Annotated in this window: 9 protein-coding genes; 6 read left to right on the top strand and 3 right to left on the bottom strand. The window is 73.1% G+C overall.

Annotated features, from left to right (window positions below):
* The first annotated feature begins 112 nt into the window (after positions 1 to 112).
* From I598_RS16325 to I598_RS16305, 5 genes are all read left to right on the top strand, one after another.
* Entirely contained in the window at positions 113 to 1,444 is a 1,332-nt protein-coding gene (locus tag I598_RS16325) for an ABC transporter substrate-binding protein (protein ID WP_068204210.1), read from the top strand.
* 131 nt (positions 1,445 to 1,575) lie between these two features.
* Positions 1,576 to 2,742, top strand: a complete 1,167-nt coding sequence (locus I598_RS16320) for a carbohydrate ABC transporter permease (RefSeq protein WP_068204208.1) — start codon at positions 1,576 to 1,578, stop codon at positions 2,740 to 2,742.
* Positions 2,739 to 3,659 (top strand): carbohydrate ABC transporter permease, encoded by a 921-nt coding sequence (locus tag I598_RS16315; RefSeq protein WP_068204206.1) that lies wholly within the window; start codon positions 2,739 to 2,741, stop codon positions 3,657 to 3,659. Before I598_RS16320 ends, I598_RS16315 begins: the two co-directional genes overlap by 4 nt.
* A 76-nt stretch (positions 3,660 to 3,735) precedes the next feature.
* Positions 3,736 to 5,286 carry a glycoside hydrolase family 1 protein gene (locus I598_RS16310; RefSeq protein ID WP_083973642.1) on the top strand — a complete coding sequence of 517 codons (1,551 nt, stop codon included), beginning with the start codon at positions 3,736 to 3,738 and terminating at the stop codon, positions 5,284 to 5,286.
* 19 nt (positions 5,287 to 5,305) lie between these two features.
* A complete protein-coding gene (locus I598_RS16305; protein ID WP_068204204.1) occupies positions 5,306 to 6,316 on the top strand; it encodes a LacI family DNA-binding transcriptional regulator in 1,011 nt (336 codons plus the stop codon).
* A gap of 10 nt (positions 6,317 to 6,326) precedes the next feature.
* On the opposite strand, the gene I598_RS16300 is transcribed toward I598_RS16305, so the two are convergent.
* Positions 6,327 to 7,355 carry a 1-acyl-sn-glycerol-3-phosphate acyltransferase gene (locus I598_RS16300; protein ID WP_232314203.1) on the bottom strand — a complete coding sequence of 343 codons (1,029 nt, stop codon included), beginning with the start codon at positions 7,353 to 7,355 and terminating at the stop codon, positions 6,327 to 6,329.
* Positions 7,352 to 8,182, bottom strand: coding sequence for a patatin-like phospholipase family protein (locus tag I598_RS16295; RefSeq protein WP_068205379.1), 831 nt, complete (start codon positions 8,180 to 8,182; stop codon positions 7,352 to 7,354). The genes I598_RS16300 and I598_RS16295 overlap by 4 nt, the downstream gene beginning before the upstream one ends.
* 122 nt (positions 8,183 to 8,304) lie before the next feature.
* Here I598_RS16295 and I598_RS16290 point away from each other — a divergent pair, with 122 nt between their 5' ends.
* Complete coding sequence (locus I598_RS16290) at positions 8,305 to 8,658, top strand: DUF6221 family protein (RefSeq protein ID WP_068204201.1); 354 nt, start codon at positions 8,305 to 8,307, stop codon at positions 8,656 to 8,658.
* Between the two features lie 36 nt (positions 8,659 to 8,694).
* Here the strand turns inward: I598_RS16290 and I598_RS16285 are convergent, their stop codons facing one another.
* Positions 8,695 to 12,228, bottom strand: coding sequence for a bifunctional proline dehydrogenase/L-glutamate gamma-semialdehyde dehydrogenase (locus I598_RS16285; RefSeq protein WP_068204199.1), 3,534 nt, complete (start codon positions 12,226 to 12,228; stop codon positions 8,695 to 8,697).
* Between the last annotated feature and the right edge of the window lie 30 nt (positions 12,229 to 12,258).

The raw sequence follows: 12,258 nt of genomic DNA, 5'->3' as shown, positions 1-12,258 counted from the left end.
ACCTCCGAACAGGGGAAACATCGTGGTCGGTCGTGGAAGCGCTACCACGTCGTCGCCGACGAGTGCGCTCCCAGAACGTCCGTCATGTATCGACCCAGACAAGGGAGTCACCGTGCTCAGCAGCACCCGCCCCCGCCAGGCACGCCGCGTCGCCGCGGCCACAGCCGGCATCGCATCCCTCGCCCTCGTCCTCACCGCGTGCTCGAGCGACGCGGAGCCCACCGACGAGGGCAGCCCGGCCGCGGAGGGTGAGGACATCACCCTCACCGTCGCGACCTTCAACGACTTCGGCTACACCGACGAGCTCCTCCAGCAGTACATGGACGAGAACCCCGGTGTGACCGTGAAGCACGTCAAGGCCGCCGAGTCGGGCGACGCCCGCACCAACCTCACCACCAAGCTCGCCGCCGGTGGCGAGGGCCTGGCCGACATCGAGGCCATCGAGGTCGACTGGCTGCCCGAGCTCATGCAGTTCCCCGACCTGTTCACCGACCTCACCGACGCCGAGCTCGACGGCCGCTGGGTCGACTGGAAGGTCGCCCAGGCCACCACGCCCGACGGCAAGCTCATCGGCTACGGCACCGACATCGGCCCCGAGGCCATCTGCTACCGCTCCGACCTGCTCGAGGCCGCGGGCCTCCCGTCCGAGCGCGAGGAGGTCGCCGAGTGGATCGGCGGCGACTCCGCCACCTGGGAGACCTACTTCGACGCCGGCAAGGAGTACGTCGAGGCCTCCGGCAAGCCGTGGTTCGACGGCGCCCTCGCCACCTACCAGGGCATGGTCAACCAGCTCGAGGCCGCCTACGAGGACCCGGCCACCGGTGAGCCCAAGGACCTGGCCACCAACACCGAGGTCAAGGACCTCTACGACCAGGTCATCGCCGCGTCGGTCGACGACAAGCTGTCGGCCGGCCTCGAGCAGTGGCAGCCCGACTGGGACGCCGGCTTCCAGAACGACGCCTTCGCGACCATGCTCTGCCCGGCCTGGATGACCGGACCGATCGAGGAGCGTGCCGGTGGCATCGACGGCTGGGACATCGCCGACGTCTTCCCCGGTGGCGGTGGCAACTGGGGCGGTTCCTTCCTCACCGTCCCGGCCTCCGGCGCCAACGCCGACGCCGCGAAGCAGCTCGCCGCGTGGCTGACCTCGCCCGAGGTCCAGACGCAGGCCTTCGTCGACGCGGGCACCTTCCCGTCGCAGGTCGAGGCGCAGGGCTCGGAGGAGGTCCAGGCCTTCGTCAACGAGTTCATGAGCGAGGCCCCGGCCGGTCAGATCTTCTCGACGCGTGCCCAGGCGATCACGTCGAACCCGTTCAAGGGCAAGAACTACTTCGCCATCCAGACCGAGGTCCAGAACGCCATCAACCGCGTCGACCTCAACGGCGAGGACCGGGACGAGTCCTGGGACAAGGCCGTCGCCGAGGTGCCGAACGTCATCCAGTGACGCACCCCCGGGCCCGGTGAGGCACCCGTCGCACCGCGCCCTGTGAACCACCGTGTCGGGCCGGTCGCCCACCCCGGCGACCGGCCCGACGCGTGCCCCCTCGTCAGCGGAGAGACGTACAGGAAGCAGTCATGGCACTTTTGTCCCCCAGCAAGCCGGCGCACGCGCGCGGCGGTTCGGACCGCCCGCCGAGGCGGGTCGGATTCTCGCAGCGGCTCGGCCGGCTCGACGTCAAGATCTCGCCCTACCTCTACATCTCCCCGTTCTTCCTGCTCTTCGCGGTCGTCGGGCTCTTCCCGCTGATCTACACCGCGGTGGTGTCGGTCTACGACTGGAACCTGCTCGGCGGCCAGGGCGACTTCGTCGGCCTGCAGAACTACGTCGACGTGCTCAACCAGCCGCTGTTCTGGAAGTCGTTGGCCAACACCTTCTCGATCTTCCTGTTCTCCTCGGTCCCGCAGGTGCTGCTGGCGATCGTCATCGCCGCGATGCTGGACCAGAACCTCCGCTCCGCCACGTTCTGGCGCATGGGCGTCCTCATCCCGTTCGTGGTCGCCCCGGTGGCCGTGTCGATGATCTTCGGCCGCCTCTTCGCCGACCAGTACGGCTTCATCAACGAGATCCTCGGGCTCGTCGGCATGGACCCGGTGCAGTGGCACGGCGACCGGGTCGCCAGCCACGTCGCCATCGCGTCGATGGTCAACTACCGCTGGACCGGCTACAACGCGCTGATCTTCCTCGCCGCGATGCAGGCCGTGCCGCGCGAGCTCTACGAGGCCGCCGTCATCGACGGCGCCGGGCGCATCCGCCAGTTCTTCTCGGTGACGGTCCCCCAGATCCGCGCGACCATCATCTTCGTCGTCATCACGTCGACCATCGGCGGCCTGCAGATCTTCGACGAGGTCCGCATGTTCGACGCGCAGGGCCTCGGTGGCCCGGACCGTGACTGGATGACGACCGTCGTCTACCTCTACGACGTCGCATGGGGCAACCAGAAGGCGTTCGGCCGGGCGGCCGCGGTCGCCTGGCTGCTGTTCCTCATCATCATCGTCATCGGCATGATCAACTTCCTCATCACGCAGCGGATCTCCACGTCGGGCGCCAAGGGCCCGAAGGTCAGCCGCAGGCAGACGCAGGAGCTGATCCGCCAGGCGCGGGCCGCCGGCTCGGCGCCGGCACCCGCCACGCACGTCGGCACGGCGACCGGCCCCGCCCCGGGGACCGCCGCCCCGCCCGCACCTCCGACCGCACGCCCGTCCGGCTCCTCGGACCAGAACCACGGGGAGGACGCCCGATGAGCTCCGTCGCCGTCACCGCACAGACCGCAGGCAAGGGCGCCGCCCGTGCCGCCGCCCGCCGCCGCTCCCAGGGCAAGGCCTCGGGGAGCGCCACCCGCCGCGCCGGCTGGATCGTCTACCTGATCCTCGGCATCGCCCTGGTGGTCTCGATCTTCCCGCTGTACTTCACGCTCCTGCTGGGCTCGTCCGACCCGGTGTCGATCGCGCAGAACGCGATCCCCCAGTGGTTCCCGGACGCGAGCATCTTCGCCCAGTTCCAGGAGGTCATCACCGCCGACGCGATCAACTTCTGGAAGGCGCTGGGCAACTCCGTCCTCATCGGCGTCGTCTGCTCGTTGTCGGTCGTGCTGTTCTCCACGCTGGCCGGCTACTCGTTCGCGAAGCTGCAGTTCCGCGGCCGCGGTCCCCTGCTGGTGTTCGTCATCGCCACGATGGCCGTGCCGACGCAGCTCGGCATCATCCCGCTCTACATCCTCATGAGCGACATCGGCTGGTACGGCAAGGTCCAGGCCGTCATCATCCCGGGCCTCGTCACCGCGTTCGGCGTGTTCTGGATGACGCAGTACCTCTCGGAGGCCCTGCCCTACGAGCTCATCGAGGCGGCTCGCGTCGACGGCGCCTCCATGATCCGCACCTTCTGGTCGATCGCGCTGCCCGCGGCGCTCCCCGCCGCGTCGATGCTCGGCCTGTTCACCTTCGTGCAGCAGTGGACGAACTACTTCTGGCCCTCGATCATCCTCACGAACGAGAACCCGACCCTGCCCCTCGTGGTCCGGTCGTTGCAGGCCAACTACTTCGTCGACTACTCCCTGGTCATGGGTGGCATCTTCCTGGTGACGCTCCCCCTGCTCGTGCTGTTCGCCTTCGTCGGGCGTCAGCTCGTCGCAGGCATCATGGCCGGTGCGGTGAAGGGCTGACCCCCTGCACGTCCCCCGCGTCGTCCGGGCCAGCGCCGGCCCGGACGACGCCTCCTCCCCAGACAGGATGAACGTCATGACGCAGAGCACCTCCCGCTCGGGCGCGCGCACCGCCGCGCCCGGGACGACCGTCCCGTTCGTGCCGTCGTCGCCGCTGCTCGCCCCGACGCCCAACAGCTCGGGCCGGGTCGAGTTCCCCGCCGACTTCCTGTGGGGCGCGGCGACCGCCGCCTTCCAGATCGAGGGCGGGGGCGCGGAGGACGGCCGCCAGGACTCCATCTGGGACGTCTTCTGCCGGATCCCGGGTGCCGTCGTGAACGGCGACGACGGCATGGTCGCCTGCGACCACTACCACCGGTACCCGCAGGACGTGGCGCTGCTGAAGAGCCTCCACCTGGACTCCTACCGGTTCTCGACGTCGTGGGCCCGGGTCGTGCCCGACGGTCGCACCGTCAACCGGGCGGGCCTGGACTTCTACTCCCGGCTGGTCGACGAGCTGCTCGAGGCGGACATCCTGCCCTGGCTCACCCTGTACCACTGGGACCTCCCCCAGGCGCTGGAGGAGCGGGGCGGGTGGCCGAACCGTGACACCGCCTACCGGTTCGCCGACTACGCGGTGACGATGCACGAGGCGCTGGGCGACCGCGTCGGGGTGTGGACGACGTTCAACGAGCCGTGGTGCTCCGCGTTCCTCGGGTACACCTCCGGTGCGCACGCCCCGGGCAAGAAGTCCCCCGAGCTGGGTCTCGCGGCGGCGCACCACCTGCTGCTGGCGCACGGCCTGGGCGTGAACGCGCTGCGGGAGCGGGCGCCGGAGGCCACGCTCGGCCTGACGCTCAACTTCACGGTGTCCGACCCGGTCGACCCGACGAACCCCGCCGACGTCGACGTGGCGCGCCGGGACGACGCGATGTTCAACCGGATCTTCCTCGACCCCGTCTTCCGCGGCGCGTACCCGCAGGACATCCTCGACGACACCGCGCACCTCGGGTTCGCCGACGTGATCCAGGACGGCGACCTGGAGATCATCTCGACGCCGATCGACGTGCTGGGCGTCAACTACTACAACGGTGGTGCCGTGTCCGCCACGCCCCCGGCGCAGGCGCCGCAGGGCACGGCCGGCCCGGACGGCGAGCGGACCACCGCCGCCGACGGCCCCGTGTGGGAGACCCGCTCCCCGAACCCGGTGCCGGACGGCATCTACCCGCACAGCCGCGGCCTGCCCACGACCGACATGGGCTGGGAGGTGCAGCCGGAGGGCCTGACGCGGCTGCTGCTGCGCCTCCAGGAGGACTACTCCGGCCCGCGGGGCACCGCGCTGTACATCACCGAGAACGGCGCCGCCTACCCGGACGTCGTGCAGGACGACGGCAGCGTGGACGACCAGGACCGGCTCGCGTTCGTCGACGCCCACCTGCGCGCCGTCAAGGACGCCCTCGACGGCGGCGCGGACGTGCGCGGGTACTTCGCCTGGTCGCTCATGGACAACTTCGAGTGGGCGCTCGGCTACTCGAAGCGTTTCGGCCTCACCCGGGTGGACTACGCGACGCAGGAACGTACGGTGAAGGCCTCCGGTCGCTGGTACGCCGCGGTGGCCCGAGACAACGCCGTCCCGCCCCGCGACTGACAGAAGGCAGAATCGGACCGTGGTCACCAAGCACATCGCACCGACGCTCGACGACGTCGCCCGCGCCGCCGGGGTCTCCCGATCGACCGCGTCGCGGGCGATCAACGGCGGCGACCGCGTGTCGCCCGAGGCGCAGCAGGCCGTCGACGACGCCATCCTGCGGCTCGGCTACGCGCCGAACCGTGCGGCGCGGTCCCTCGTGACCCGACGGACGGACTCGATCGCCCTCGTCGTCCCGGAACCGGACGCCCGCATCCTCACCGACCCGTTCCTCGCGGGAGTGGTCCGCGGCGTCAGCGAAGGGCTCGGCGGGACGGACCTCCAGCTCGTGCTGCTGCTGGCGCGACCGGGCGAGCGCCCCGGCCACATCGCCCGCTACCTCAACAGCGGGCACGTGGACGGCGTGATCATCGCCTCGCACCACAAGGACGACCGGCTCGAGCCCGAGCTGCGGGCGGGTTCCCTGCCGGGCGTGTTCGTGGGCCGGCCGTTCGACAGCGCGGGCCTGCACTACGTGGACGTCGACAACGCGGCGGGTGCGCGGGTCGCCACCCAGCGGCTCGTCGACCGCGGCTGCCGCAGGATCGCGACCCTCACGGGCCCGCAGGACATGACCGCCACCCTCGACCGCTTCGACGGCTGGCGCGCCACCCTGTCGCGGGCGGGGCTGCCCACGGACGCCGTCGCGCACGGCGACTTCACCGTGCAGGGCGGCGCCGCCGCGATGGAGCGGGTCCTCGCGGAGCACCCGGACGTCGACGGCGTGTTCGCGGCGTCCGACCTCATGGCCACCGGTGCGCTGCAGGTGCTGCGCGCCCACGGCCGCAGCGTGCCCGACGACGTCGCGGTCGTCGGTTTCGACGCCCTGGGCGCCGAGCTCACGACGCCCCGGCTGACGACCGTGCTGCAGCCGGTGGTCGAGATGGTCGCCGCGGCGACGTCGACCCTGCTCGACATGCTCGCGGGCGAGGTCGTGCACCCGGAGCCGCGGATCTTCGTCCCCCGCCTCGTGGAGGGGGACTCCGCCTGACCTGCCCCCGTCACGGGGCAGGGGCGGGCGTCCGCTCGGCGATCCAGGTGTCCACGACCTCCCACTGGTCGAACAGCCACGCGGCGCGTCCGACGTCGTCGGCGGGCAGGGTGCCGGGCGGGTGGATCCACCCGCCGAGGGTGATGACCTTGTCCATCGGGAGCTCTCGCCAGATGTCCTTGAGGGTGACGAGGCGTTCGAGGCCGGTGTGCGCGACGACGAGCACGGCCGCGCCGGGCGACCCTTCCATGGCGGCGGAGAACCCTCCGGTGTGGGGCGCCATGACGTTGCCCATCTCCGCGGCGCGGCGCGCGAGGTCGTGCTGCCCGGCGGCGCGCAGCGCGTCGATGCGGGCGGTCCGGCGGCGCGGGGTGACGTTGCCGCCCTCCGGGAACAGGACGAGCGCGTCGTCGGCGGTGAGGTGCTCGGCGATGCGGTGCACGGTCTGGCGGGCGCCGGGTCGCCCGGCGGGACGGCGGGAGACCGGGGTGACGAACGCGGACGGCAGCCGGTGCAGCAGGACGTCGATCGCGGGGTCCCACTGGAGGGTGTCCTTGAGGACGACGGCGGGGGCGCGTCCGGCGAGGTCGAGGAGCCGGTCGACGAGGATGAACGAGTCCCCGGGCCCGGCGTGCCGGCTGATGACGACGAGCGGCACGTCGGGCAGGGTGCCCGCGCCGACCTCGACGTCGATGCGCAGCCGCAGGGTCCAGCGCACCTGCCAGAAGAACACGGCGAGCATCCCGCGGGCGAGCCGCACGTGGGCGCGCCGGTACCAGGGCTGCCGGGCGGCGAGGCCGAACCCGGACGCGATCCACAGGCCCAGCAGGGCGAGGAGCGCCGCGGCGTCCCAGACGATGTAGAACGCCGCCATCCACAGCACGCGCACGACGCGCAGGCGGCCGGGCAGGACCCAGGTGAGCGCGGCCCCGACGACCAGCGCGAACATGAGCGTGGTGGGCACCATGACGACGGCGAGCACGACGACCAGGGGTGCGAGGACGGCACGCCGCACCCAGCGCGGGGGCGGGGCGATCACGGCTGCTCCGCGAGGTAGGCGCGGGCCGCGTCGTGGGAGCGGGCGATGCGGTCGCGGGTGGCGTCGAGGCGACGGAACGACCCGAGCTTCTCGTCGCCGGGCACCGGTCCGCCGGACGGCAGCACGTGCACGGTGACGCCGTCGGGGACGTCGGCGAGCTCCCGGAAGAACCGGTGGCGGCGAGAGATCTCGAACGCCACCTTGGCGACGTCGGCGGGCTTGCGGGGAACGGTCAGCGGCTCCTCGACCCGTCCGACCTGCAGCACGTACACGGTGGTGGCGCCGCGTCGGACCGCCTCGCCGAGCGGGATCGAGTTCACGAGCCCGCCGTCGAGGAAGTGCTCCCCGTCGATCTCGGCGGGCGGCAGCGCCCCGGGGACGGACGCCGACGCGACGATCGCGTCGACGAGGGGGCCGCTGTCGAACCAGTGCTCGGCGGCGCGCTCGATGCTGGCCGCCGCGACGACGAGGGGGACGTCGAGGTCGGCGAAGGTGCGGTCCGCACCGATCGTGCCCTGCACGAGGGCGCGCAGCTTCGCCGGGTCGAAGACGTGCGTCCGGGACCGGGCGAGGTGCCCGATCTGGCGGTACCAGGGCTCGCCGTAGACGCTCGCGGCGACGGGTGACGACCACGCCCCGAGGAGCGTCTCGACCACCGCGGGGGTCGGGTCCGCGGCCAGCGCGGCCCCGTTGATCGCCCCGATGGACGTGCCGACGACGAGATCGGGTCGTACCCCTGCCTCCAGCAACGCCTGGATCATCCCGACGTGGACGGCCCCGCGGACCCCGCCGCCTCCGAGCACGAACGCTGTGGTCACGCAGGCCATGCTGCCACGCAGGGTCCGGCCCGGCGCGGGGTCCGGTCGGCGTGCGGCGCGACGGCCGCGCGTCGACCCGGGTTCCGTGAGGTACTGGACGGAGCACGTCGCAGCCACGAGAGGCATGGACCATGAGCATCACCGAGTTCCTCGAAGCACGGCTCGACGAGGACGAGAAGGTCGCCAGCGCTGCGGATCTCATCTCGACCGGCCTGGACTCTCCCCCGTTCTCGACGCGCTACGACGAGCTCGCGGACCACATCGTGCGCTGGCGGCCCGCGCGGATCCTGGCGGAGGTCAACGCGCGGCGCCTGATGCTCGACCTGGCCTACGAGGCGACCGGTCTGGACATGGACCGCGACCTCGACCGGGCGCTCGGTTCCCGGGAGCGCAGCGGTGTCGCTTACGTCGGCGACCGGATGCTCCGGTCGATGGCGATGCCGTATGCCGGGCACCCCGACTACGACGACGCCTGGCGCCTGTAGCGGTCGCGGCGGGCGGCTGCCCGCCGCGACCACGGGTCAGGCGCGCAGGTGGCCGTAGCGGTGGCGGGTGCGGCTGACGGCCTGCTCGCGCAGGAAGGTCAGCAGCTCGCGCCGGCCGGCGGCGACGACCGGCTGGTCGAGGACGGTGACGGCGCCGGTGCGACCGACGGCGGCGGCGCGCAGCCCGGGGGCGGCGCCCACGACACGGATGCGGCCGGTGATCTCGCCGGCCGCGACGGCGGCGGCGAACGCCTCGTGCGACACGGGGGTCTCGTGGGGCACGCCCCAGCCGGCGTCGGAGTCGGGCACGACGACGGCGCGCACCCCGGCCCGGCGGGCGGCGGCGAGCACCCGGCGCACCTCGACGGGCAGGGCCCCGTCCCCGACGCGGACCGTCACCTGCTCGACGGGCCGGTAGCGGAACGTGTTCTCCTCGACGGCCAGGCCGGACTCGTCGTGCCCGGTACCGAACTCGCGCGCCCAGGCGGCGGCGTCGGACGCCTCGGCCCACGCGAGCCACGCCTCGGGGTCACCGGTGCGGGCCGGGACGTCGGCGGAGTCCGCCCAGGCGCCGAGCTGGGCGACGTAGTTGGGCCCGCCGGCCTTGGCGCCCGGTCCGACGGCGGATCCCTTCCAGCCGCCGAACGACTGTCGCTGCACGATCGCTCCCGTGATGTGTCGGTTGACGTACGCGTTCCCCACCTCGACGGTGTCGAGCCAGGTCGCGACCTCGTCGGCGTCGAGGGAGTGGATGCCGCCGGTGAGGCCGAACGACACCTGGTTCGCCAGGTCGATCGCCTGGTCGAGGGTGTCGGCGCGCATGATGCCGAGGACCGGTCCGAACACCTCCGTGAGGTGGAAGAACGAGCCGGGGGCGACGCCGTCGCGCAGGCCGGGGGTCCACAGGCGGTCCGGGTCGAGCCCGGCGTCGACGGCGACGTCGTCGAGGCGGCGTGGTGCCACGAGCCACGACTCCCCCGGTTCCAGGGCGGTCAGGGCGCGGTGCAGCTTGCCCGTCGCGGGCTCGGTGAGGGGCCCCATGACGGTCGACAGGGAGGTCGACGGACCGACGGCGAGCGAGCGGACGGCGTCGACGAGCTGGCGGCGGAACCGCTCGCCGGTCGTGGTGGTCGGGTCGCCGACGGAGCCGACGAGGATCACCAGGGACGCGGCCGAGCACTTCTGCCCGGCGTGCCCGAAGGCGCTCCGGACGACGTCGGAGACGGCGAGGTCGAGGTCGGCGGAGGGCGTGACGATCAGCGCGTTCTTGCCGGAGGTCTCGGCGAGGACGGGCCGCTCGGGGCGCCAGCGGGCGAACATCTCGGCGGTCTCGATCGAGCCGGTGAGGACGACGCGCGCCACGTCCGGGTGGGTGACGAGGTGCCGGCCGAGGTCGCCGTCGGGCACCCGCAGGTACTGCACGACGTCCCGGGCGACGTCGTCGGCCAGGCCGAGCGACGCGGCGGCGGCAGCGAGCGCGTCGCGCACGGGCTCGACGACCAGCTCGTAGCAGCGCGGCGTGGGCGGCGCGGGCTTGGCGAGGACGGCCGAGCCGGCCGCGAGCGCCGCGAGGACACCACCCACGGGGATGGCGACGGGGAAGTTCCACGGCGGGGTGACGAGGGTGACGCCGTCGGGGCGGAAGTCGGCACCGTCGATCGAGTCGAGGGCCTCGGCGGCGGCGGCGTAGTAGTTCGCGAAGTCGACGGCCTCGGTGATCTCGGGGTCGGCCTCGGCGACGGTCTTGCCCGCCTCGTGCACGGCGGCGGCCACGAGGTCGCCGCGGCGTGCCTCGATCCGGCGGGCGGCGTCGCGCAGGACGCGGGCCCGGTCGCCGGGCGCGACGGCGGCCCAGGCGCGGCCCACCTCGACGGCGCGGGCGACGGCCGTGTCGATCGTGGCGACGTCGGCGACCTCGGGGGCCTGCACGGGCACGTACCCGCTGTCGGGGCCGACGAGGCGCGCGGCCCACGCCCGGTGCTCGGCGACGGCGGGATCGGTGTCGGCGGCGTTGCGGAACCCGGCGGGCGATCCCGGACGGTCCGCCGGTGTCCGTCCGGTCCCGGCGTCGGGTCCGACCGGGGGGACGCCGTGAGGTGCGAAGCGGGTGCGGCGACGCGGGGCGACGTCCTGCGGCGCGTAGTCGACGCCGTGGGTGACGGACGCGCGGAACGCGACCTCCTGCCGCTCCATGGCGGTGCCGCTGACGCCGGGCACCTGCGCGGGGGGCGCGAACGACGCGTGCAGGAAGTTGGCCGCGGCGGCGTTCTCCTCCAGGCGGCGCACGAGGTAGGAGATGGCGACGTCGAAGTCCTCGGGGCGCACGACGGGCGTGTAGAGGACGACGCGCCCGCCGTCCTTGGCGACCTCGCCCTTGACGAGGCGCGCCTCGATCGGGGCCATGCCCTGGAGCATCTCGACGTCGAGGCCCTCGCTGACGCCGCGCGCGCGGCCGAGCAGCACCGCCAGCGCGACGTGGAACAGGTTGTGGGAGGCGACCCCGACCCGCACGGCGGCGGTGCGCTCGGGGGTGAGGTGGTGGTCGAGCAGACGCACGTAGTTCGCGTCGACGTCCGGCTTGGAGGGGTAGGTGGCGACCTCCCAGTCGTGCAGCTCCGCCTCGACGTGCTCCATGGCGAGGTTGGCGCCCTTGACGAGCCGCACCTTGATGCGGGCGCCGCCGGCGGCGACACGCTGCTGCGCCCACGCGGTGAGCTCGTCGAGCGCGCCGAGGGCGTCGGGCAGGTATGCCTGGAGCACGATGCCGGCCTCGAGGTCGCGCAGCTCGTCCCGGTCGAGGACGTCGCGGAACACGGCGGTCGTCAGGGCGAGGTCCCGGTACTCCTCCATGTCGAGGTTGACGAACACGCCGTGGTCGCGGGCGGCCCGGTACAGCGGCAGCAGGCGCTCCACGACGCGGCGGCGCGAGCCCTCGAGGTCCCAGGTGACGAGCTGGGCGGCCACGGACGACACCTTGACGGACACGTAGTCGACGTCGGGGCGCCGCACGAGCTCCAGGGTGCGCCCCAGGCGGGCGTCGGCCTCGTCGGCGCCGAGCACGGCCTCGCCGAGCAGGTTGACGTTGAGGGTGTAGCCCTCGGCGCGGGTGCGCGCGAGGTGCTTGCCCAGGCCCGCGCCGGCGTCGGCGACGAGGTGCCCGACGAGCTGGCGCAGCCGCACGCGGGCGGCGGGCACGACCACGGACGGCAGCGTCGGGGCGACGGCCGCGCCGACCTTGAACAGGGTGCGGTCCACCGGCGACAGGAACGACGCGGCCCCGGCGTCACCGCCGAGCCGGGCGAGCGCCTTCGCGGCGACGCGGACGTCCTGCGGGCGGGCGACGTCGTCGACGAACCCGACGGCGAGCTCGAGGCCCGCGGGGTCGGCGACGAGGGCGCCGAGACGCTCGGCGGTCGCGCGGGTGCGCCGGTCGGCGCGGGTCGTGGTGGCGCCGGCCCGGTCGGCGGCGGCGATCCAGGCGTGGGCGAGGGCGACGGCGTCCTCGACCAGCGCGGGGGTGTCGGCGGCCCCAGGGGTGGTGGTGCCGCGCTCGGGGACAGGAAGGCTCATGCCTCCACTGTGCCCCCGCGGGGCCGTGGG

The organism is Isoptericola dokdonensis DS-3, assembly GCF_001636295.1.
Classification (GTDB): domain Bacteria; phylum Actinomycetota; class Actinomycetes; order Actinomycetales; family Cellulomonadaceae; genus Isoptericola; species Isoptericola dokdonensis.
Note: the sequence above shows the minus strand (reverse complement) of the source record. Positions and strands in the feature narration are given on the sequence as shown.

What these genes read in the sequence shown, in the direction of transcription:
- I598_RS16295 (WP_068205379.1), bottom strand. Translation starts at nt 8,182, where the DNA reads ATGGCCTGCGTGACCACAGCGTTCGTGCTCGGAGGCGGCGGGGTCCGC.
- I598_RS16320 (WP_068204208.1), top strand. Translation starts at nt 1,576, where the DNA reads ATGGCACTTTTGTCCCCCAGCAAGCCGGCGCACGCGCGCGGCGGTTCG.
- I598_RS16315 (WP_068204206.1), top strand. Translation starts at nt 2,739, where the DNA reads ATGAGCTCCGTCGCCGTCACCGCACAGACCGCAGGCAAGGGCGCCGCC.
- I598_RS16285 (WP_068204199.1), bottom strand. Translation starts at nt 12,228, where the DNA reads ATGAGCCTTCCTGTCCCCGAGCGCGGCACCACCACCCCTGGGGCCGCC.
- I598_RS16290 (WP_068204201.1), top strand. Translation starts at nt 8,305, where the DNA reads ATGAGCATCACCGAGTTCCTCGAAGCACGGCTCGACGAGGACGAGAAG.
- I598_RS16310 (WP_083973642.1), top strand. Translation starts at nt 3,736, where the DNA reads ATGACGCAGAGCACCTCCCGCTCGGGCGCGCGCACCGCCGCGCCCGGG.